At 47.6% G+C, this 21,856-nt stretch carries 21 protein-coding genes, 1 tRNA gene and 2 pseudogenes; 11 read left to right on the top strand and 13 right to left on the bottom strand.

Translation table 11 applies throughout. The features are described 5' to 3' along the window. Positions 1-238: 238 nt before the first annotated feature. Both aspS and IPL83_14470 read left to right on the top strand, forming a co-directional pair. Positions 239-2,059, top strand: coding sequence for an aspartate--tRNA ligase (gene aspS / locus IPL83_14475; GenBank protein ID MBK9040340.1), 1,821 nt, complete (start codon positions 239-241; stop codon positions 2,057-2,059). A 135-nt stretch (positions 2,060-2,194) separates the two neighbouring features. Beyond that, positions 2,195-2,626 (top strand): hypothetical protein, encoded by a 432-nt coding sequence (locus tag IPL83_14470; protein MBK9040339.1) that lies wholly within the window; start codon positions 2,195-2,197, stop codon positions 2,624-2,626. Between the two features lie 5 nt (positions 2,627-2,631). Here the strand turns inward: IPL83_14470 and IPL83_14465 are convergent, their stop codons facing one another. The 4 genes from IPL83_14465 to IPL83_14450 all read right to left on the bottom strand — a co-directional run bounded on the left by IPL83_14465 (position 2,632) and on the right by IPL83_14450 (position 6,271). Beyond that, a complete protein-coding gene (locus IPL83_14465; GenBank protein MBK9040338.1) occupies positions 2,632-3,738 on the bottom strand; it encodes a CpaF family protein in 1,107 nt (368 codons plus the stop codon). Then, entirely contained in the window at positions 3,728-4,396 is a 669-nt protein-coding gene (locus IPL83_14460; protein MBK9040337.1) for a type II and III secretion system protein, read from the bottom strand. The genes IPL83_14465 and IPL83_14460 overlap by 11 nt, the downstream gene beginning before the upstream one ends. Next, complete coding sequence (locus IPL83_14455) at positions 4,332-5,087, bottom strand: hypothetical protein (protein ID MBK9040336.1); 756 nt, start codon at positions 5,085-5,087, stop codon at positions 4,332-4,334. The genes IPL83_14460 and IPL83_14455 overlap by 65 nt, the downstream gene beginning before the upstream one ends. A gap of 74 nt (positions 5,088-5,161) precedes the next feature. After that, positions 5,162-6,271, bottom strand: coding sequence for a hybrid sensor histidine kinase/response regulator (locus IPL83_14450; protein ID MBK9040335.1), 1,110 nt, complete (start codon positions 6,269-6,271; stop codon positions 5,162-5,164). A 215-nt stretch (positions 6,272-6,486) separates the two neighbouring features. Between IPL83_14450 and IPL83_14445 the strand changes: the two genes are divergently transcribed. The 4 genes from IPL83_14445 to IPL83_14430 all read left to right on the top strand — a co-directional run bounded on the left by IPL83_14445 (position 6,487) and on the right by IPL83_14430 (position 10,362). After that, the gene (locus IPL83_14445; GenBank protein ID MBK9040334.1) at positions 6,487-7,917 is read left to right on the top strand and encodes a hypothetical protein; all 1,431 of its coding nucleotides are present in this window, start codon (positions 6,487-6,489) and stop codon (positions 7,915-7,917) included. Continuing rightward, on the top strand, positions 7,908-8,426 hold the full coding sequence (locus IPL83_14440; protein ID MBK9040333.1) for a hypothetical protein: 519 nt from the start codon (positions 7,908-7,910) through the stop codon (positions 8,424-8,426). Before IPL83_14445 ends, IPL83_14440 begins: the two co-directional genes overlap by 10 nt. 58 nt (positions 8,427-8,484) lie before the next feature. Next, positions 8,485-9,819 carry an amidohydrolase family protein gene (locus tag IPL83_14435; GenBank protein ID MBK9040332.1) on the top strand — a complete coding sequence of 445 codons (1,335 nt, stop codon included), beginning with the start codon at positions 8,485-8,487 and terminating at the stop codon, positions 9,817-9,819. Positions 9,820-10,221: 402 nt separating this feature from the next. Next, on the top strand, positions 10,222-10,362 hold the full coding sequence (locus IPL83_14430; GenBank protein ID MBK9040331.1) for a hypothetical protein: 141 nt from the start codon (positions 10,222-10,224) through the stop codon (positions 10,360-10,362). 122 nt (positions 10,363-10,484) lie between these two features. On the opposite strand, the gene IPL83_14425 is transcribed toward IPL83_14430, so the two are convergent. From IPL83_14425 to IPL83_14400, 6 genes and pseudogenes are all read right to left on the bottom strand, one after another. Continuing rightward, positions 10,485-11,576, bottom strand: a complete 1,092-nt coding sequence (locus tag IPL83_14425; protein ID MBK9040330.1) for a hypothetical protein — start codon at positions 11,574-11,576, stop codon at positions 10,485-10,487. Then, a complete protein-coding gene (locus IPL83_14420; protein MBK9040329.1) occupies positions 11,573-12,085 on the bottom strand; it encodes a hypothetical protein in 513 nt (170 codons plus the stop codon). Before IPL83_14420 ends, IPL83_14425 begins: the two co-directional genes overlap by 4 nt. Positions 12,086-12,203: 118 nt before the next feature. Beyond that, positions 12,204-12,908, bottom strand: coding sequence for a hypothetical protein (locus IPL83_14415; GenBank protein ID MBK9040328.1), 705 nt, complete (start codon positions 12,906-12,908; stop codon positions 12,204-12,206). After that, on the bottom strand, positions 12,905-13,261 hold the full coding sequence (locus IPL83_14410) for a hypothetical protein (protein MBK9040327.1): 357 nt from the start codon (positions 13,259-13,261) through the stop codon (positions 12,905-12,907). The genes IPL83_14415 and IPL83_14410 overlap by 4 nt, the downstream gene beginning before the upstream one ends. Then, positions 13,258-13,536 carry a Flp family type IVb pilin gene (locus tag IPL83_14405; protein ID MBK9040326.1) on the bottom strand — a complete coding sequence of 93 codons (279 nt, stop codon included), beginning with the start codon at positions 13,534-13,536 and terminating at the stop codon, positions 13,258-13,260. Before IPL83_14405 ends, IPL83_14410 begins: the two co-directional genes overlap by 4 nt. 191 nt (positions 13,537-13,727) lie before the next feature. Then, positions 13,728-13,913, bottom strand: a pseudogene (locus tag IPL83_14400) (hypothetical protein). A 181-nt stretch (positions 13,914-14,094) separates the two neighbouring features. Here IPL83_14400 and folD point away from each other — a divergent pair. After that, on the top strand, positions 14,095-14,958 hold the full coding sequence (folD, locus tag IPL83_14395; GenBank protein ID MBK9040325.1) for a bifunctional methylenetetrahydrofolate dehydrogenase/methenyltetrahydrofolate cyclohydrolase FolD: 864 nt from the start codon (positions 14,095-14,097) through the stop codon (positions 14,956-14,958). Between the two features lie 4 nt (positions 14,959-14,962). Here folD and IPL83_14390 read toward each other — a convergent pair whose 3' ends face one another. Both IPL83_14390 and IPL83_14385 read right to left on the bottom strand, forming a co-directional pair. After that, positions 14,963-16,345 carry a hypothetical protein gene (locus IPL83_14390; GenBank protein MBK9040324.1) on the bottom strand — a complete coding sequence of 461 codons (1,383 nt, stop codon included), beginning with the start codon at positions 16,343-16,345 and terminating at the stop codon, positions 14,963-14,965. Beyond that, positions 16,342-17,481 carry a hypothetical protein gene (locus IPL83_14385; GenBank protein ID MBK9040323.1) on the bottom strand — a complete coding sequence of 380 codons (1,140 nt, stop codon included), beginning with the start codon at positions 17,479-17,481 and terminating at the stop codon, positions 16,342-16,344. Before IPL83_14385 ends, IPL83_14390 begins: the two co-directional genes overlap by 4 nt. Before the next feature lie 183 nt (positions 17,482-17,664). Here IPL83_14385 and gcvT point away from each other — a divergent pair, with 183 nt between their 5' ends. The 4 genes and pseudogenes from gcvT to IPL83_14365 all read left to right on the top strand — a co-directional run bounded on the left by gcvT (position 17,665) and on the right by IPL83_14365 (position 19,662). Next, positions 17,665-18,762, top strand: a complete 1,098-nt coding sequence (gene gcvT, locus IPL83_14380; GenBank protein ID MBK9040322.1) for a glycine cleavage system aminomethyltransferase GcvT — start codon at positions 17,665-17,667, stop codon at positions 18,760-18,762. Between the two features lie 31 nt (positions 18,763-18,793). Continuing rightward, positions 18,794-19,182, top strand: a pseudogene (gcvH, locus tag IPL83_14375) (glycine cleavage system protein GcvH). A gap of 40 nt (positions 19,183-19,222) precedes the next feature. Then, positions 19,223-19,305: transfer RNA gene (locus tag IPL83_14370), tRNA-Leu, on the top strand. A 75-nt stretch (positions 19,306-19,380) separates the two neighbouring features. Continuing rightward, the gene (locus IPL83_14365) at positions 19,381-19,662 is read left to right on the top strand and encodes a YheU family protein (protein MBK9040321.1); all 282 of its coding nucleotides are present in this window, start codon (positions 19,381-19,383) and stop codon (positions 19,660-19,662) included. An 899-nt stretch (positions 19,663-20,561) separates the two neighbouring features. Here IPL83_14365 and IPL83_14360 read toward each other — a convergent pair. Continuing rightward, positions 20,562-20,876, bottom strand: a complete 315-nt coding sequence (locus tag IPL83_14360) for a hypothetical protein (protein MBK9040320.1) — start codon at positions 20,874-20,876, stop codon at positions 20,562-20,564. Positions 20,877-21,856: the final 980 nt, after the last annotated feature.

Below are 21,856 nucleotides of genomic sequence, written 5' to 3'. Positions count from 1 at the left end.
GCGTCTGAGAATACGCCTTGAATAGGGGGTCTGTCCATCCTTTCTCTTTTCTCTATGCCTTCGACAAGTGACTGTTCGTTTTGGAGGAAGAGGAGAAGGCCCTCTCCTTGATTGTGAATCAGGATCATGAGAGATTAAGCGAAATTTCAGGTACGAAACATGTTTTTCAAGTTGATTCCTGAAAAAAATATCTGATTTTTCGAGTATTTGTTTCCAATTTGAAAAAAGGAGAAATGAAGTGAGTTTTTTTAGCAAATTGAAGAGAACCCATTATTGTGGACAGATTCGAAAGACTCATGTTGATCTTGAAGTGATTTTGATGGGATGGGTTGACAAGCGTCGTGATCATGGGGGTCTTGTTTTTATCGATTTGCGTGATCGTGAGGGCCTGGTGCAGGTTGTTTTGGATCCCACTCGAGTTGAAAATGCCGGAGCTAAAGATGTCCGCAACGAATATGTTGTAGCAATTAAGGGCAAGGTCAGAGCTCGGCCTCCGGGCATGATAAATGATAAAATTGCTACAGGGGCCATTGAGATTGAAGCGCAGAACCTCGATATCCTATCTGAGGCAGCGGCTACCCCCATTCACATTGGTGATGACAAGGTCTCAGAGACCTTGAGGCTTAAATATCGATACTTGGAGTTGCGGTCCCCAAAACTGCAGGAACATCTCAGGGTGAGGCATTTGGTAGCGAAAGTTGTGCGTCAGCATTTGTCTGATGAAGGATTTCTCGAAGTCGAAACGCCAATTTTATACAAAAGCACGCCAGAAGGGGCTCGTGATTATCTGGTTCCATCGCGGGTTCATTTGGGTCACTTTTATGCTCTTCCCCAAAGTCCTCAGACACTCAAGCAATTGCTGATGATAGGCGGTGTGGATCGATATTTTCAAATTGCTCGTTGTTTTCGTGATGAAGATTTACGGGCGGATAGGCAGCCGGAATTTAGCCAAATTGACTTAGAAATGAGTTTTGTTGATGAGGAAGACCTCATTGAGATGAACGAGAAAATGGCGCAGAAAATATGGGCTGAAATCAAGGGAGTTGAGCTGGCCGAATTTCCGCGTCTTTCTTACAAAGAAGTCATGGATCGGTTTGGTTCTGATAAGCCAGATTTGCGCAATCCACTGGAGCTAAAGGATGTAGGTGAAGTTCTTAAGGGGTGTGGTTTTAAAGTTTTTGAAGATGTCCTAGCCAGAGGGGGTGTGGTTCGAGCCTTAGCGGCGCCAGCAACCGGTGGATACAGCCGCAAAGATTTAGATAAACTGACGGAAATGGTCAAACAAATGGGGGCGAAAGGGCTGGTGTGGATTAAGTCGGATGCCAGCGGAGTTTTGAGTTCATCCATCTCTAAATTTGTTTCTGAGATTCTGTTACGACAGGTGTTTCAGGCAGCGGGTGGCACCAATGGAGGTGGGGTATTTATTGTGGCCGATGATTTTTCGGTCGTCTGTTCGTCGCTGTCTGCACTTCGTGACCATCTTGGGCATGAATTGAATTTGGTTGATGTGGCTCGTGATAGTTTTCTTTGGGTGGTTGATTTTCCTTTATTTGAATATGATTCAAACGAGAAACGATGGGTGGCTCGGCATCACCCTTTTACATCGCCAAAGAACGAGCACTTGTCAATTTTGGCCAACGAACAAGAAGCCGAATATCCTTATCTGTTAGCGAAAGCCTACGATCTCGTGTGCAATGGATATGAAATCGCCGGTGGTAGTATCCGGATTCACAATCAGAACGTGCAAAGGTCCTTATTTAAAGCACTAGGTCTTTCCGATGAAGAGGTTCACCACAAATTTGGTTTTTTTATTGAGGCTTTGTCATATGGAACTCCTCCGCATGGTGGAATTGCTTGGGGTATGGATCGCTTAACGATGCTATTGGTAGGGACGAACGCCATCAGGGACGTCATCGCATTTCCAAAAACGGCCAAGGCGTCCTGTCTTATGTCCGATACACCTAGCACGGTTGCTCAGGAGCAATTGTTGGAGCTCGGTATTAGACTAGGGTCTGCGGCGGAACTGAGCATCAATCAGAACAAAGGAAATGTCCTGTGATTGTGTATTAAAATTGGACGTTTGGACCCTTGTCCCTTGAACTTTGGTACCGATAAGTAGGGCGGAGGCAATGAATGGTGGACATGAAGTTCATTTGGCAGATTGCATGCCTCCGAGGACACATGGAGGTGTGAAGTGCAAAAAATCAGTGGAATTCTCCCAAGTACACCACGCATTGCATCAGTAGATATGAATGAAAGTTCAGCTCTGCGACCCGGAGGGCCCTCCTTTGGTCGGCCCGTGGGAGTTTCCGAACTATCGTCTCGTGGGGACGTTAAAATATCCACAGCGCAGATTGCCGGGCAGAGGCATGATGAATTGTTGGGATTGCGCTCGAAGGAACTGCGGGATGCCGAATCAGTGAAGCGGCTTTCTGATGGTTTTTTTATGAAGCGGGTGCAGCCTGAGATCGAGGATGGACAAAGAGATTCAAAGATCGATGATCAAACCGAAGTTGCGGCCGATCAGGTTTCATCTGTACCTAGATTATTTAGAGATCCAGAATCTGGAGAAATGGTTGATCGAGCGGTACTGCCGCCTGGTTCCTATCTTAACATAAGCGCTTGATGTGTTTAGAATTCACGATCGAGGAGAAAACCGCTCGATTCAAGAGAGCTAATTCGATAGGCTCCAGCAAATCGACGTCGGTGATTTTCGCGTTGAGTGAGAATGATATATTGAATCCCATGAAAGATGAGTTTTCTTACCGTTTCTGTTCTCCACATGGGGGCTCCCAATTGAATAAGAATCTCCAGTCTCATGAGAGCTTCGTGAGGACTTCGTGCATGAATTGTTGCCATGGCTCCCTTGTGTCCAGTTGATAAAGATAGGAGCAGATCCTTTGCTTCAGGCCCACGAATCTCCCCCATAACAAGGCGATCAGGACGCATTCGAAGAGACTGCCGAACAAGATCCGAAAGGCTATAATCAGGGAGTTCTGACCGGGCCTCACTTCTCGTCAAAAGACGCAGAGAAACTTGGTTGGGCAATGCGATTTCCTTTGTGTCCTCCAAGATGATCGCTCTCTCATTTGCGCGAAGATTTTGAAGACAGGCGCTGAGAATGGACGTCTTGCCGCTTCCGGTTGTTCCCGCGATGAGCAAGGATTCGTTGTCGGTCACAAGGGACTCAAGCCTACGACAAATATCCCTGCTCGCCCATTCTGCTTGGCAGAGTTCATCAATTGTCCATGGATTTTCGGGATGCCGACGCAGGCTTAGGATCGTGCCATTGAGAGAGAGGGGAACGCCGATGGCATGAAAACGAAACCCCAGCCAATTTCCATCGACGGCGGGCCGCCTTAAATCAATGTGGGATCCTGACTCACAAAATACCTTTTGAACAAAGTTTTCATAAGTGAAGGCCGAAAAAAAATTGTCAGGCAATCGCTCCAGCTTTCCCGCTTTCTCATACCAAATTTCTCTTTGTCCATTAATTAGAATCTCCGTCACGGTTTGATCGTCGATGAGGCGGATGAGCGGTCCTGTCTCGCAGAACTCTTGAAGAATTCTCTGTTGATCGCAGCTTGATATGGACCGTGTGTGATTTTGCAAAAGTTTCAAGATGTGGTGAGAATTTCCATGTCCTCCATCATCATCAAGGGAGCGAAAGTTGATTCCGGGAGCCCGGGCAATCTTGTCCTCGATGAATTGACAAATCTCAAGTAGCTCATCGTTCATCGTCATGGAGCAGATTTTCTGAATTTGATTGAGCGGATTCTGAGGATGCTTGAATGAGATTGGGAGTGACGAGGATAACGAGTTCCGTTCGATTTTCTAAAAAGTTCCGACTTGAAAACAAAGGACCAAGGATTGGAATATTTCCGAGTCCGGGTAGACTCGAACGACTGTGACTCTGTTCTTCTCTCAGCAAGCCACTGATGGTGATTGTTTGTGCTTCCAGAAGATTGAATTGAGAGCGAATTCGGTGTGTTTTGAATGCCGGAAGGCCATCGCTTGAGAAACTCGAGTCTGGATTTGAAATTTCGGCAGCGAGTTCAATTTTTAGATGACCACGCTGATCAGCGAAAGGAGTGACCTGAACAGAAATACCATATTTCTTCCACACAACCTCTTTTATTTTGTGGCTGGCAACGAGCAAGGGTATTTCTCCGCCGGCTAGAAATTCTGCTGATTCTCCGCTGCGGCTGAGGAGGGTTGGGCTGGCTAAGACTTTCCCCTTGCCTTTTGACTCCAGCGCTTTGAGTTCAATCTCCCAGTCTTCATTTAATTTCGGTTTTGGGACTACTTTTGCTTGGTAGGCTCCAGGCCAACTAATTCCCATGGTGCGTGCAATGTTCTGACTTACTTCGGCGACGATGATTTTGATTCGGATCATTGGTTTGATATCGATCGTGTTCATTGAAAAGCTTGGCGTTAGCCCCCAAGATTCTAGCTCTTTGCTCAATGAAGCAGTCTGGAGTCTTCGCTGAATCTGGAAATTCAAGTGAAATGGGATCATAGTTGACGATTGAAGGCGTGCCCCAAAGAGAACGATTGAATTGAGAGACGATATGAGTGTTTATCTGGGCTTTTATCTCGTCGGGTATTTTCACATTGAATCGATAGCAGGCTTGGTTTGAGGCAGCGATATCTCTGAGAGCGAGCCAGTCGATCCACCGCAAAAGCTCCCCTGTGAAAAAGTGACAGGGGTGAGCTGGCAGAAAAATAAGTCCCGGGCGAGTGGAAAGATATGCCGCAAATTCCTTGGCAGCATTTTTTTGTTGGGTTGTAGTAACGAGTAGGCGAATAACTTTGGTGCCGATGCTCATGGAGGTATCGCCGAAGGATCTGCCGAGGAGATGAAGCATTCGTCCATCGTCACTGATTTTTACCATTTTCCCTGAGGCATTGTGGACGACCCGGGCACCCCGATTTGGGAAAGTAGCGTATTCTCCTTTGGCCAGCACGAGAGTCTCCTGACGCTCATCCATGAGGGCGCCGCTGCTGTGTGGCTCGGCAGCAACGGCGCCCGATGGGCCTAAGGGAAACAACAGAGAAAGAAGACAGCTAATGAATGCAGAGCACATAGTCTATCCTCTCCTTGCAATAGAGTTGTGGCGCTTGAGTGAGCGTATGATTTGCGCAGAAAACTTTCAGTCCGTCAGCCGGAAGGGAGGCGGAAGGAAATCTCAACGGAGCCTTTCGAACTTTCAATTTCGAGAGTTCGGCCGTGAGTTTTTAGGAGTGCTTGGCAGAGGCTGAGACCCATCCCGAGACCTTTCGAGTGGTGAAGCATATCTTCGTCCAGAGTGAAGGGTTTCAATATTTTATCGATGGTCTTAGGTGACAGTACTTTTCCCTGATTTCTGATTCCAATCCGCACTTCATTCTCATTGTCTTTGTCTTGGGTTGCGACAATCTCGATGGTTGAATCCTCGTTGGCAAATTTTGTGGCATTGTCAGCCAGCCTACTTAAGACGCTTTCAACAATGCGCTTGTCACCCTTCACCTTGTGATGGCTGAGTTGGACTGACCATTCTAAATCTCGCTCCTTACAGCGCTGGCTCCACAGACTCTGAACGTTCGCAAGAAGGGAAGCCAGGTCCAATTTCACTGGATGAATTTTTGTTTGTCCGGTTTCGGCTGAAACCAATTCAAGAACTTCATCAATGATTGTCTTTAATCGTTGGGCGCTTTGATCAATGCGTAAATGGTATTTTTTTTGTTCTTCCGAAAGGCGTGACTCCCCAAGAAGCTCGAGAAAGCTGAGAAGGGTGGTCAATGGGGTTTTGAGTTCATGATTAATAAGAACCATAAACTGGGTCTTGGCTTGATCAAGGGATCTGAGCTCAACGAGTGCCGTCTCGAGGGCACGATTTTTTTCGACCAATTCCTGGCGGAGCTCAAATTTCTCAATCGCCTTGTCTACTGTGTTTGAAAGGTCAATTGGATCCCAGGGTTTTGTTAAATAACGGTAAACTTCCCCGGCATTGATCGCATTCACCACAGATTCTATGTCTGTGTAACCAGTGAGCAAGATGCGTATTGCTTCCGGATGCGTTCGTAGGGATTTCTTTAAAAATTCGACCCCAGTCATTTTTGGCATTCTTTGATCGCTGATAATCAAAGAAACAGCAGGTTCATTTTTTAAAATGGCTAGACCTTCGTCGCCAGAGGTCGCTTTTAGAACACGATATTTACGTCTAAATATGCGTTCAAGCGCATCAACATTGTCTAGTTCGTCATCAACGCAAAGAATGGAATGTTTCATGAGATAATTTTGAGTGTAGAATTGAGATGCGGAGATTGCAATCAAGATAAGGTCGGGTCATCAGAGAGTTTTGCCTGTGGCGCCAGGGTTTGATTTTGGAGCCTCAGATTTGGCAGGATCTAGGTCCGGTTTGCACGAACTTGAGTCAAGAGGCTTGTGATCTCTGTCGATAAGTTTGGAGTCAAGTACCTTAATATCGTGGGGAGTTTGGGCTTATGAAACGATTATTACTCGCGTTGTTGATGGCGAGCTTCTTTACTTCGGGAGCGGCGAAGGGCCAATGGGGGGCCGGAGTTTGGGGTGGAAATCAGGGCTGCCCATACGAATACGGGGCCGGAGAAGGTTCTATCGATGATGATGATGGCATTCAAAATCTCAAACGCATGCGCGCTCAAAAGAAAAAAGAGTACGATCGCAAAAAGAAAAAGCAGGATGATCTCCGTCTAAAAAAGAGGAATTTTGAAAGAGATATTCGCAAAGTTCTCAAATCGAATGAGGCATCAACCGTCATCGAGCACATGGATGATCGTGAGCGCAATGCCGATAGCTATGCCGAACAATGCAGCCCTGGAAATGTGACAGATGGTTCACCTGGTATGCCTAACTGGGTGATTACCCGTGCCTCCAGGGGCATAGGGCGAAATGGATCGGGAGGAGGTTCTCTATATCCTTCAAAAAGCGCTTTCTGCACCCATGTAGAGAATAATCCTGCCAGCTGTCGGATGGCAGGGTTCGAAACTCCCTCTTGTGATGTTAGCTACTGGCCAGACTATGCCAAAGATGGTGGCGCCGTTGACCCCGAGGTTTGCAACAGCCCATTTATTAAGAATTCTGCGACGGCTGAGCACAAAATGGACTGCAAGGCTGCCATCCAAGACTATTATGACGTCTCTGGGCAATTTAATGAATTGGCTGCTGAACTTGCAGCAATGAAGCAAGACTTGAAGGAGTTCGATCGGACTCTCGACAGCGAAAGGGAGCGTCTGCAGAGCAGAATTGGCGAGGGAGACGATGGGAGCGAAGCTTACTGCCCTGAATGTGAATCGCGTCGTCGCGGGAGAGTGCGATCGCCCACAACTTTAGAGACGATTGGCTCTATTGGAATGTCAGTGCTCGGTGGAGTGCTCGCCTATAAGGGAGCTAAATACGCGATCGACCAGAACTCCCGTTTGGGATGGCCAACGCAGCCTTATGCAGCGGCCGCAATGGGTTATCCGTTTTTGATGAACGGCCTTTATGGCGCGATTGGCGGAGGCATAGGAGGCGGGGCCTTTGCTTGCGCGGGTGGGGTCGGAGGCGGCGGGTATGGAATGGGACCTTATGGCATGAACGGCGGCATGGGCCTATATGGTGGGATGGGAGGACCTTTTGGATATCCCATGGGTATGATGGGTCTTGGATTTGGAGGAGGACTTTACATGCCCGGGATGGGTCCTTGGGGTATGGCAGGCGGCATGATGGGCATGATGGGTAACATGGGAATGATGGGCATGATGGGTAACATGGGTATGATGGGCGGCGCGATGGGCATGATGGGTTACATGGGTAACATGGGCATGATGGGCGGCGCGATGGGCATGATGGGTAACATGGGAATGATGGGCATGATGGGTAACATGGGTATGATGGGCGGCCGATGGGCATGATGGGTAACATGGGAATGATGGGCGGCGCGATGGGCATGATGGGTTACATGGGTAACATGGGCATGATGGGCGGCGCGATGGGCATGATGGGTAACATGGGAATGATGGGCGGCGCGATGGGTATGATGGGCAACATGGGCATGATGGGCGGCGCGATGGGCATGATGGGTAACATGGGAATGATGGGCGGCGCGATGGGTATGATGGGCAACATGGGCATGATGGGCGGCGCGATGGGTATGATGGGCAACATGGGCATGATGGGCGGCATGGACATGGGGATCTATATGGCCCAACAGCAACAGGCCCAACAAGATGCAATGATGAGAATGCAGACTGTTCAGCGACTGCAAATGGAGCTTTATCAAATTCAAATGCAGATGCAACAAATCATGTATGGCGGTTACGGTAGCTCCAGCTATGGTGGCAGTGGAACAACCAGTGGTGGCTCGTCGCTACCCTCAACGGGTACTCCAAGTACCAATCCTCGCGGTGGGAATACCCGCTAGGCATCATAAGTTGACTTGGGCTTAAAATAAGATTCCCTTACCACTCTTGAGGAGTTGTATGGGACATCGTCTCGTCAGTAATTGCTATGATAGCCATGTTCATTGGTTGGCCACAGGACAAGTAGCCACGAGTTGGCGTCTCCATCATCTCAAATCAGCTTTGGATCTCAGCAAAGAAACTCTGAAACCAAGTTATTTTCGTGGAGAGTGGCTCGTTGGATTCGGGTGGGACAATAATCTTTGGCCAGGAGGCGAATTCCCACATCGCAGCGCTCTCGATAAGTTATTTCCCAATTTTCCGGTGGCCTTGTCGCGAGCAGACGGTCATGCTGTTTGGGTCAACTCGGTGGCTTTACAAAGGCTTGGAATGCTCGGAGCGAAGGGAGGCGAAAATGGCCATATTCCTCCTGTGGTCGGAGGCCGAATCGTCTTGGATGATAGCGGGAGCCCAACAGGAATATTGATTGATTTGGCTAAATCTCTGGTTGATTCGCTGATTCCCCAAATCAATCGGCAGCAGGTAAAGAGTTTTCTTTTGAAGGGAATGCAAGAATTCAATCGAGCAGGAATCACTCATATCCGAGACATGTCTTGCTCTGAGGAACAATGGACCGAGGTGGTTCATTTGGCAGAGGCAGAGCTTCTCACAATGGCTGTCGAGCAGACATTTTCAGCAGAGAATCCGAATGATTTCGAAGCGGCACTGGACTTAGCTATCCGGGCCCGCCGACAGAATTTGGATCTGGTGCGTGCGCAGAGTATAAAAGTTTATTATGATGGTGCCCTCGGTTCCGAGGGGGCCTTGCTGAGTTCCGATTATCAGTCCGGATCGGGTCGAGGACTTGAACTTTTGAGCAAGTCGGATATCCAGGGCTTTATGCATCTAGCTTGGGAGTCAGGTTTCGATCTGGCGGTTCACACAATCGGTGATGAAGCTGCCCATCGTGTGATTTTGGCGGCACAAGGAGTTTGGGAAAAGGGAATCAAAGGCAAGCTTCATCTTGAACATGCGCAGATGCTCAGGCCTGAGACAATTTTTCAAATGCCTGCCGATTCGGTAATATGCCATCTTCAACCTTGTCATTGGTTGTCTGACCGCAAATGGCTGAGGAAAAAATTGGGTTCCCTGTATCCGCACGCATTTCCTTGGCGAGCTCTTCAGGAAGCGGGAATTCCTTTTTTCTTTGGCTCCGACAGTCCCATTGAAAAGCCTTCAATTCAAAATACGCTTCTAGCGATTGAGGAAAGTCCTCACGAGGAAATCCCCAAATTGTTTGGAGATCCTCTCTTGTACCACTCGCATCCAGATGGGACTTGGGTCCCGAGTTGTTTTTCACACTTTACAAATGGTATTCCGACTTCCGTTGTTTTTAAGGGTGTTCATCTTATCTAGTGCTCAGCTATTTGATAGGATTGATAGGTTGATAGGATATTAATAAACTGGCCCACTTGATTGTTGTTCCAAACTCCAAGGGAGCTGGCTGAAGCAATCTCAGGAGTCCAGGATCTTCAAACATGCGTCCGGCAGCAGCGCTCACGTTGCGAGCACTGCACCAAGCCGAACTCGATCCTGGACTCCTGAGATTGCTTCAGCCAGCTCCCTGTTTCCCTTGGACACAACAGAATCACCGAAGGCTTGCGGGCCAGCCGCTGCATTAAAATCGAGATCCTTCTTCTCGAACTATTGATTTTTGCATGAGTCGAATGCCGGCCAAGGGGAGGTCAATATCAATCGCCTCATCCGCAAAACCTGGTGTACAACGAAAGCTTCCAGAAGCCTTAAGGATCATATGTCATGATCGACCCGAAGTTGGAATCCTTGGTTGGCCCGCAAGCCGTCGGTGATTCTGTTGTATCCAAAAAACACAGGGAGCTGGCTGAAGCAATCTCAGGGGTTCAGGATCGAGTTCGGCTTGGTGCAGTGCTCGCAACGTGAGCGCTGCTGCCGGACGCATGTTTGAAGATCCTGAACCCCTGAGATTGCTTCAGCCGGCGCCCTTGGAGTTTGGAACAACAATCAAGTGGGCCAGTTCAGGATATTAAGGCATTAAAAAGGCTTCAAAAGCCTTGATGGACAACCGGCTCAGTTTTTTTGCTCGCGTCGCCTTGGTGAGTTGTGGAGGAATCCCTTTCTTGAGAGCGAACGAGGAGGCCAATTGCAATGGTTCCAATGACGAACCAACCCCATTTTGGAATTTTTAATTCGGATCCCCCTTTTGACATTGAAAAATCATCAGTCAATGAGGCTGGCCAGGCTGGGCTATTGAGGTTATTCGATCTTGCGCTGGAGCCTGTGCCCGCATCCGTACCCGTACCCGTACCCGTTCCCGTGCCAGCGTCCGCAGATTGAGGCCCTTCCTGTTTGACACATTGATCGTTAAAATAAATCTTGAACAGACTACGGTCCGTTCGTGGGTGATATATTGGCGCCTCGCAATCTCCGCTGACTAAATATTCTTTTGGTGGAGAAAAATGGAAGAGGTCCCGTCCCTCTAGGATTCGATCAAATAGAATAAAAGTATCAGAGAAACCGGTGATCCGAACAGAACGATCAGGAATTGAAATTGTCGCTCTCTCGGACAAGTCGTAAACCTGACCATTGATGACCAAATATCTAAAATCATCCCACTTTGAATCAGGCTGCCAACCGAGAAAAGGCTTGGAGCCAAGTTCTTCGTTCCAATCCTTGATGCTCTGAGGAAGGAACTCCTTATCCGAGGGTTTAAAGTCGGGAAAAAAAAGGGCGAGATGTTTTATGAGATTTCGCTTTTCGGGTAGAGATGGTTCGAGTTGGTAGGCAAATAGCCAGACTCTGGAAATTAGTTTTCTTATTTTGACGGGCCAATTGTAGCTTTGGGCCTTCGACAGCAAATCATTGTAAGTGTTAATTCGAGTTTGTGTGGGTAGAGCTTTCTCTCCTCGAAGGATTTCTTCAATTTCATCTTGAAGGGTCTTGATGATTTCTGGATCAATATATCTTTCAAGACTCCATCGCGAGTGAGTCGATAAATTGTCTTGTGAATAGAGGTAGGCTTCAAATCCAATGGAAGAAGCGTTTCTTGCTTTGACTAAAATCCTAGATTGCGCCTCTGCTTGAACGGTTTGAATGGAGTGAATAACAAGCGAAATACAGAAGAAAAATTTTTTCAATCCACACCTCCATCAATGATTCTGGCGTTTGGTCGATTGGAGAAGTTTTTCTTTTCGAAACTCATTCCACTTTCGTTTGGATTCTGAATGACAACCCAAAAAGGACCTTGTTCTTGGGTGATATCCCGGCTGATTGACTCAGGCACAAGAACCGCAAAATGGGATGGGTTAAGGGGGGCACGGAGAATCGGGACTCTGCGGGCGATGAGACGGCTCTTTTTTCCAGCCTCGCGTGGGGGGGCCAATAAGTTGACAACACCCTTATTTCCAAGAATTGAATCTAAGGATTCAGAGTTTTGCACCTCAATGGGGACCAAAGCAAAGCCAGTGGGAATGAGTGTGTCTATCGATTGAGGACCCAGAACGCCATCTCCCAGCTTCTCTGATTTTCCCTCACGAGTCAGACTCAAAAAAACAGGAAGAATTGAGATCAAGAACAAAAGGGCAAGCTGGCGCTTGAGGCTCAGCCTGCGAATTTTATTTCCGATTGTTCGAACCCGCGTGATCACCGTTTCTCCCAGATATGGAATTGGTTTCTGCGATGCTCTTCCTCAACTTTGGAGCTGAAATAGGTCAGGAAGAGCAAGAGAGAAAAGAGAACGAGGCTAACCCAGAGAGCCTCAATAATTATTTGACCGCGATCAGAGAGGGTTTCCACATTTTAAACCTTTCCTTTATTCCTACGGCGCAAGCCGAATTGAGGAAGTTTTGAGAGAGCTTTGATTTTTTTTCTAGCCAAGGATCCTCTTTGGTAGGGATGCGCCAACGAAACTGAATTTTGCTAAGCTCAGTAAAGTTAGGTAAAGGATGATAATTTGGAGTGGGGGATCCCGCCGGCAAGGCGGCAATCGCAATTTTTGGTTGGATACCCTCAATGGATTGCAATCGAAGGTGGCGGAGTTTGGCCTGTAGATTAAAATATCCAAGTCTTAGCTGAGTCTGCATAGAAGCCAATAATGATTGCTGGCGAAAGTGGAGAGCTTCTTGCTTAGCTGCAACCAATTTATCTGCCCTTTGTGCAGCGATAAACACATGGGGCGGTCCGAGGATTGCGACGGTCAGGGCGGCCCGAGTCGCCATTCTAGAGACTCGAAGTCGATGCGCCAGGGGATTTAGTTTTAAGAGGAGGTCTAGAGTTGTCGCAACTGTGAATTGAGATTTCAGCCCTTCAACTCGGCAGGTGTGGAGAGCTCTGGATTGTGTGAGCGATTGATGTCCAATGATGGAATATCCAACAAATAGCAAGAAGAGGGTTGGCATCAGCGCCAAAAGGACGATCAGGGCCATTCCGTCTTCGTTGCTCAGGCTATTTGTTTGAAAAGAACCCTTCATGGTTTCAACTCGAGAGGGAGAAGATCATGAATTTTCATGGACCAGTGTTTGTTCCATTGCCAATGAAGTTCTCCCTTGATCGAATAGGCATTCTGTTCGAGCACAAGACGACTCAGATACCCAAAGGGAATGATGAGCTTTAGCTGAGCTTTGACAATTTTCTTGCATTCGCTTGCTTTCTTCGCTTCGATTATGCAGATAAGGCCTTCATAAAGACATTTTTGCGCGAGAACTCGTGCTCCCGCCGCGCCAGCAAGCGAGAGGCCCGCTATGATGCAAGGAAAAATGAGGGTCAGCAAGATGCTTGTCTCGACCAGGGAGTTGCCTTTTTGGCTATTACTTAGATAGTTCACTTTTCACTATTTCCATCGCGAGAAGCTGCTCCGTTCATAAAATCACCGAGATCTTTTCGTTTTAGATCTGATTCATTGATCGGTACGATTTCTGCGCGCTTACTGGTGCCCTGAAGAGAGTGGATCACGGAAGCATAGCGGGAATTAAGAGCGCCCTGCAGGGTTCGAATAATCCCGATAGTTGCTACACCCATCAGTGCCACGAGGATGAGATATTCTATGAGACTTTGTCCGCCCTGGCGGGTTCGTCCTATGGTTGGCGTATTTAACGGCATCAAAAAATTCCTCCAAATGCGGTTCTAGCCGAACTTGGTCAGAATCTTTGCAAAGAGGTATCGCCTTGATAGGAGAGGTTTAGGAGAGAAGGGCGTACCAGGTGTCCGAAAAAGTGAAAAATCTCGGATTTAACATTAAGAAATCGAAAAGAAATCTAGGTTTTCTTGCGTTTTGATTTTCGCTCCTGTGAGCGGCGAACAATGATTCTATCTAAGACATCACCTGTTTCGATACGCAAATCGTTCTCGTAGATGAATCGGTAGAATCCTTCAATTTCGGGGCTACGTCTAAATTTTTTTAGGGAGGAGGGGAGTGTATCGGAAGTTTGAAAGTCAATTGAACTGCCATCGTCGGTTAATTTAACTCTAACTGCCATGTAACATGACCTCCCATTTTGAAATTCTCTTGCTAACCCCCATAAATAGAGGAGTTTGTGTGGCGAGTCAATGTCCTAGCTCGATTGCTGCAAAATTTGTTTCTCCCTTTGGAAATAAGGAGGATTCAGCCTATAAGTTCAAAAAATGAGAGATAAATAGCCTCATTTGGTCAGGGAGTGGATCGTGATTCGTTTGGATGGAAAAATAGTCAGTGAAACAAGGCGAGAAGCCTTAAAAGTAAAAATTGCGGAGTTTTTTGAAAGGACCGGAGTTCGTCCTGGCCTTGCTGTTGTTTTGATTGGGGACGATCCGGCCAGTCAGGTGTACGTGGGATCCAAGATAAAATCTTGTCAGGAAGTGGGAATTCAGTCCTTTGAGTATCGCCTGAAGAACGAGGTCTCCTCAGACGAGGTACAGGCCCTCATTCGGGGACTGAACGATCAAAAAAATATTCATGGCATTTTGGTCCAGCTCCCTTTGCCTCAGCATCTCAACGAGTACCAGATCATGGCTTGCTTGGACGTTGAAAAGGACGTTGATGGTTTGCGAGCAGAATCGATGGGGTATTTATGGACAAATCAGCCACGTGTGATTCCCTGCACTCCAGCCGGTGTTATGGCAATTCTCGAGCATTATCAAATCTCTCTGAAAGGGATCGACGCCGTTGTCATTGGCCGAAGCAATATTGTTGGTAAGCCAATGGCGCATTTGCTGATAAGTGCCGACGCAACAGTGACTGTCTGTCATTCTCGAACAAAAGATCTCAGATCTTATACTCGCGAGGCTGATCTGGTAGTTGCAGCCGCGGGTCAATCGAGATTTTTGGGAAGAGATGATTTTAAAAAGAATTCGGTCATTGTTGATGTGGGGATTCATAGACAAGTTCTTCCAGATGGCAAATCAAAACTGTGCGGCGACGTTCGGTACGAAGAACTTGAGGGATGGGCGAGAGCGGCTACTCCTGTGCCAGGTGGAGTTGGACCAATGACGATCACCATGCTTCTGGAAAATACTCTGCGTTTGGCAGAGCTCGCTCAGACCTAGTCCCTCATTTCAACATTGTATGGACAAGGTTCTTGCTGTTTTGCCCTTGCCGATAAAGGGGAGGAAGCTTCTTTGCTATTTTCGATTCCTCCAGAGACATTCCAAAGCGGTTGGGGTTTGCACCCACAAATCTCAAAGCGTGATACATAAGAACGTAATCCAATTTATCACAGGGAGCCATTTTGAAACGAACGATTTCATCAAGTGTCGTAGATCGGTAGCGATCTCTGTTTCTAAAGGCTTTTCCAGCCATCGAAGAGCGCAGACAAGATGTTCGTGCGGCTTGAGTTTTTTCTTGAGAACACTTCATTGATAGGGCAAGTCCACCCTGCCCCTCTGTGTAGCCCAAAGGCCACAGCTCCGGGTGCTCTGGGAACCAGTCCATCATGTCTTTGGCGTAGGCGGCCATAGCAAAGGTTGACGGTAAAAATTTGGAGCGATCGTCATTTGGGCTTACTTGGCGTGAGGAGCTCAGCGGAAGTGTGATAAAATTCAAGGCTTGCTGACGAACTGATCTCAGATAGCGAGCGGCAATTTCGGTGATCTGATAAGGGCCCGCCGCAGTCGAACAGCTTTGGCCTTTTCCGCATTTGGCGGACTCTATGACCCAGCCATCGTTTACTGCATACTTTGATTCCAGAGCACTTATATACAGAACCTCTGGAGTGGTATCAAGGGCCTGAAAGATCGGAGTTGTAAAGGGAACAAGAGGTTTTAATCGATGAAAAAATTGAGTGGCGATGGGTTTTAAATTAGAACGGCGACCCTTTCCACACCGTTGATATTTATTTTCTTGAGTCCAATAAGACATGAATTTTATGACATTGGAATCATTTCTCAAACTCTCTAGGTTGCGGGTGATTCTTTGGGCCTTTCTCAGCTTAGGATCAGAAAAATCAACAGGGACGACGGCGGAGGGGGAGCTTGCCCAGATATCTTTATCCACAATCTGGAATGTCTCCCGTTGCTCATTAGGAAGATCTGCTTTCTCGTCTTCAGGCTTGAGCGGTGAGGGCGGCGTGGGTGGTGGTAGGTCTCTTTTGTCCGCGGGAATTTGTCGCGTCGGTTCCGGAATCTGAGGACTTTGTATTTTCGGTTTGTGAATTGGAGTAGCTTTAGTGGGCTTAACAGATGGAGCGGGCTTAACGGGTTTAACGGGCTGAGCGGGTTTAACAGGTTTAGCCGGTTGAACTTGTGGCAATCCGCCTTTTTGCGCAGGCCCTTTGGAATCGGGATTCTTAGGCGTTCCCTGTTCATGAGGTTTTGGGGTGCCAGGTTGCTCTTTTGAACCAGGCCTCTTATCTGTTGGGTCAGGCCTCATATCTCTGGGAGCGCTTCTACTTGGGACAATTTGCCGAGCTTTAGGCTTCTCAATAAAGACAGTCAAATCCCCTCCTTCATTTTCATCTGCGGTGGCTTTGTCTGCAGATTGGGGCTGGGGCTGGGGCTGGGGCTGGGGCTGGGGCTGGGGCTGGGGCTGGGGCTGGGGCTGGGGCTTTCTGGTTGAGATTCGCTTTTCAAGCCCTCTTTGCTATCTGGCTCCGGCTCCGGTGACATCTTGATTCGAACTGCGATATCGCCTTCCTCGTCATTGCCGATTAAGGACCCCGCATAGGATTTGTCCCCAATAGTCGCCTTCTGCAAATCTGAAGTGCGGTCGGTTGTTCTGAGAAGTTCCCCTTCGATGTTTAAAATATCATGATCAGCATCCTTTCCAGGTATCGTCACGCGGACAAAAGAAGGCCCTTCGAGAACTTCGACACTCTCTTGCACCGCTACCAATGGATTGTCTAGATCGCTCTCGGACAAAGGCTCGGGAGTTCCTTTTGACTTTGAAGGCAATTTAACACGGGCCTGTGTTTCCTCTTTTGAGAATAGAAACGCCGTCTCGGCTTGTATTTGGGGTTTCTCCTCTGGTCTCCTTTGAGGTCCAAGATTTTCTTGCTTTAAGACGACTTCTACTTTGGAGCAGCTGGCATCTTTGCAATCTGCGTCAATCAGATACCCCTGATCTCCTGAGCCCTCAACACTCCTTGTCCTGACGGAGGAGCGACCCAGATGACCATCAGAACGACGTTCAAGAGGAACCTCAAATTCCAATTGTCTAGAAACGCCACCATGAGGAGGGCGCATTCCAACAGAGACTTGCAGTTTCTCTGGAGTGCCATCCGTTTTGGAGTCCACGACGACCTTTGCGCCCGTCAACTGGCGACTCAATTCTGGGCTAAAGAGTCTTTGGTTCATACTGCTGCGCAATCTGGTTATGATCGCTGTGTGTCCCGAGCCAGTGTACGGGACGAGCTCTGAGTCGCCAAATTCTGGGTCTTCGACAATTTTTGCGGCCCCAGTGAGTTGGGAATCCTCTGAGGGCATGGGGAGAATATTCTTCTTTCCACTGGACCAATTGTCTTGGCAGCTCATCAGAAGAGGCATTGCCAAAAACACAAAAGTCCAGGGGCCTACAAGGCATGCCCAGGAACCCTTTCGCTCAGCTTTTTTCGGTTGGCTATCTGACCCCTTCACGAGAAGCCTCCTTCGGTAGATTGCAAGCAAAATACAATCCAATGTTTAGTTGCAATTCCTTTGAGTTGGCGATTTTTTGGGGCCCTAATTTGTCATTTTGGGGTCGTCGAGGTGCGGAAAATGGCTATTCTTTGACAGGTTGGAGTTGGGGAGGCAAATTAAGTTTTTTTATGAGGTGGTTGTATGGCCTTTGAAAAGCGAACGCCCTTGTGTGAACGCCATGAGGAGCTCGGCGGAAAGATGGTAGAGTTTGCTGGCTGGCGCATGCCAGTTGAGTATTCGGGCCTCCGCAAAGAGCATTTGAATGTGCGACAAATTGTTGGCCTGTTTGATGTCTCCCACATGGGTGAGGTGAGAGTTCGAGGTCCAAAGGCCCTTGAAACTCTCGAGTGGTTGACTTCCAATTGGGTGGGAAGACTCGAGAATGGCCAGGCCCAATACTCTTTGCTGACAAATTTTGACGGCGGTGTTGTCGATGATCTCATTATCTACTGTTTAAAAAAGAACGAAGATTATTTACTTTGTGTTAATGCTTCTAATACGGATAAGGATTTCGCCTGGATTGTCGAAAATAATCGTGGGGCTGAGCTGACCAATGAGAGCTCAAAATGGGGCCAAATTGCGGTGCAAGGTCCCAAGGCCCGAGAGCTGACTTCCAGAATATTCGGAGAGCGGGTTTTTGATGTTCCTCATTTCGAGTTTATTGAGTCCGCCTTTCTGGATTCGAAGGTTTATATTGCACGGACAGGCTACACTGGAGAGGATGGTTTTGAAATCTTTGTGCCCTCAATTCACACCGTTTCCCTTTGGGACAGCTTACTCAATAAGGGTCACGATCTTGGAGTTGCTCCTATTGGGCTTGGGGCTCGGGACACTCTGCGTACGGAGATGAAGTATCCCTTGTATGGGCATGAAATTGATGACCAGACAAATCCTTATGAAGCAGGTTTAGGTTGGGTTGTAAAGCCCGACAAGAAGGACTTTATTGGGAGAGAACCAATTTGTGCGATTAAGGCCTCAGGACTAAAATCAAAGCTCATTGGATTCAAAATGGTGGATCGTGGGATAGCTCGACAGGGTTACAAGTTGTTTTCTTTTGACAATAAAGAAATCGGCAAGGTAACAAGTGGAACGGTTTCACCCAGTCTCAATGAAAATATTGGCGTGGGTTACGTCAGGGCTGATCTGGCAGAAATCGGAGCCGATTTAATGGTAGAGATAAGGGGTCGAAAGTTAAAGGCGATCATTGTTAAGACACCGTTTGTGCTTTTGAAATTTTGAGCTTTGAGAAAAGCAAGGGAGATGGAGAAAAATGGCAACTTATCAGATTCCTGAAGAAAACTATTACACTAAAGAACATGAATGGGCTCAGGTGGATGAAAATGTGGTCACTGTTGGTGTGACAGAGTTTGCTCAGGATCAGTTGGGTGAGATTGTCTATGTCGAGCTTCCTGAAGAAGGTGCAAAAGTAACCCAAGGCGAGCCGTTTGGAGTGATTGAAAGTGTTAAGGCTGCCAATGATCTTTACGCTCCTGTTTCAGGGACTGTCATTGAGGTCAATGCTTCATTGGGTGATTCGCCTGGAACTATTAACGATGATCCAATGAATGAGGGATGGATGGTTCGAATCGAATGGACACAGAGAAGGAACTTGCCAATTTGATGCGAGCACCTGATTATAGGAAACTCATTAGCAAATAGAGATCGAAGGCTTTCACAGGGTTTTGAGCAAGAAAATTGTGCCCGGGTGGTGGAATTGGCAGACACGCTAGACTTAGGATCTAGTGCCGTAAGGTGCAGGTTCAAGTCCTGTCCCGGGTACCACGTTGACGAAGGCAAAGTCGTATCCCACTGCCAACAGTGGAGAGCCGGAAATGCCCCAATTGTGAAGAGCCCCTGATGTTTGATTTAAAAAGTGATGAAATTCCTATCGAGATTCAGCTTGAACAGCTTTCTGATGAGGCTATCGCGGGAATTATCGAAAATTTTATCTTACGCGAGGGAACTGACTACGGATCTGTCGAAGTGTCCTTTGAAAGAAAATCAGAGCAAATTCGCCAACAAATTGATTGTGGGGAAATAAAGATTGTTTTTGTTCAGGACTCAGAGACTATAAATTTACTGACAAATCGCGAATTCAAATTACTCATCAGTTCAAATGGACCAAAATTAATTTCTTGACTCGCCTTAGGGGAGTCTCCTTCCAGCCTGGGTTAAAGCCTAGGGTTCCGTGGTGGCCCTTGTCTCAAACAACCCAATATGCTGAGTTGTACTGTGATCGATTTGGATCGGCACAGGGGACTAAGAAATGGAAACACCCTAATTTCTTACGGTTGTAAACAGAGCTCCATCATCGAAGTGACCCCGCAAGGTTCTGTGGTGTGGAAATGGCGCGCCTCCATAGGAAAGGAAAAATTCGGTCATACCTAACCAGATTTACCGTGCGGAATGGTTGCCAAAGGAGATAGTTCAATCTTTTTTTTTCAAGTCAAATTTGAATTCCGCCATCGCTGGAAAGTTGTTTCGGCTATCAAGGATCGAATGCGAAAAGGTGAAGCATTCTAAGCTAAGTTCGTTTGAGAACCGGCACGACAACACCGAAGGTAAAAATAATGGAGGCGCCGATTCCGGCAGTTGCGGTGGTATAAATCCAAATAATATCATGTCGAGGATGAGACTCAGCACCGGAGCGAGATAACTGAGCGATGCAATTTGACTCGCGGGTGCTCGTTGAAATGCATATGTGGTCAGGTGTTGGGACAGACTTGCCGCGCGACCTGCCAAGAGCAGCAGCAACCAAACTCCTGGTCTCGTCGGCCCGTGACATTGTGAAAACAGAAGATAAGCAGATGTGCGGTGATCGCGGACAGACACCATGTCATCAAAATTTGCGACGTAGAGTAGGTAGATTTGGTTCGAGCAATCATCAGGTAGGCTAAGGCGCCAAACAATCCCGAGGCGATAGCGAGGGACTGCTCCAAGAAGGAACCATCGATTTTTCCATTGGCACACATCATATAAAGACCGAAGATGGAACCTACTGGCAAGCCAGTTCAGCGGGTTGACCCTCTGCCTCGCGATCAAAGGCGAAAGAGCGGCGATAAAAGATGCCGCTGCTCGCCCCCAAAGAATGCAGTTTGGCCGCTACCAACCAAGGCGACTGCCGCAAAATAGGTCGTAACCGTCATCGCGCCGAACACTCCCCATAGCCAGAGAGCTCTATGCCTAAGCGGAGATAAATGAGCCGACAATTTGTTCTTATAAACGGAAGTGAGATGAAAAGGAGATTCGCTATCACCCGAACAAAGCTTCCAGCCAAAACTCGAAAAACTTGGATCTTCTTGATGGGCCGCAAAACGCGGCGCCCGTCGCCGCCGAAAAGATGCAGGCGACAAGAATGGCTGTTTCGCCGCGTTGCTCTACGATAGTGCTCCCACTCAACTCAATAGTTTCGGTTCCATTTTAAGAACATCTACTGATCTGCCAGAGGCATGCCGATTTCGCTTTTAAAAGGCAGAAAATAGGCCTCGACAGGTAGTCCAGGCCATGACTTTGGAAATCTCCGTAGAGGATCGCGAATGTAGCCTCTCTCTTTTTGTAAAGGTTTGCGACACCATCTGCACCTTTCTGTACGTGCAGACAAATGCGAAGGTCAGCGACCAATAACGCGCGATCCGTTCTGATTCGGTCAGGAGAACCTCTGAAAAACCAAGACCATGAAATTCTGGGTCAATAGCTCCCAGGCATCTGAGGTTAGCTGCCTTCTGAATCCAACACTCCGACAGGTTTGAATCAGGATTAACTAGCGAAAAGGTTCCAATGATCCGATATCCAAGTTCAAGTACACAGACTTCGCCATTCTCTCTCCGGCTCTTAATGTCTCGAAGTTCTGAAATTCTTTGCTGGGAGTAACAATCTGTAGAAGTTTTGTGCGTAGGTTTCGGTGAACGATTTCACGAGAAGGTCAGCGACGTGATTGTCGTCGAGACAAGATGCCTGCCGAATATTTATGAAGTCAAAAATATCCCGAGATCGTGGTTTTCTAAATTCCTTCGTCTGAACATTCATCATATGAAAAACCTCCGTGTGTTGTCTGTTGCGAACATTGGACGCTATGAGCATATATGAATAGAGTGGTGTGTTTCCGTCAGCAGTCGGTCAGTGTTAAGTTGAATTTCGGTTGCACTAGACTTTTGAATATCGTCATTGTTGGTCGTGCACTCAGTCTAAACAAAAAGCTGACTTTAAAATGTGAAAGTTCAAACGACTTGTTGATCCGGCAAGGTTGTCAGCTTCGGATCCGCCATCATAGGCCTTCCCTTTCCATGCCATTCAGTTTAGAACTGATGACATGTATTTGGTCAGAGGACGATTC

The organism is Bdellovibrionales bacterium (assembly GCA_016716765.1).
Lineage (GTDB): Bacteria > Bdellovibrionota > Bdellovibrionia > Bdellovibrionales > UBA1609 > JADJVA01.
The sequence above is the reverse complement of the archived record's forward strand: the minus strand, read 5'-3'. Positions and strand labels throughout refer to the sequence as shown.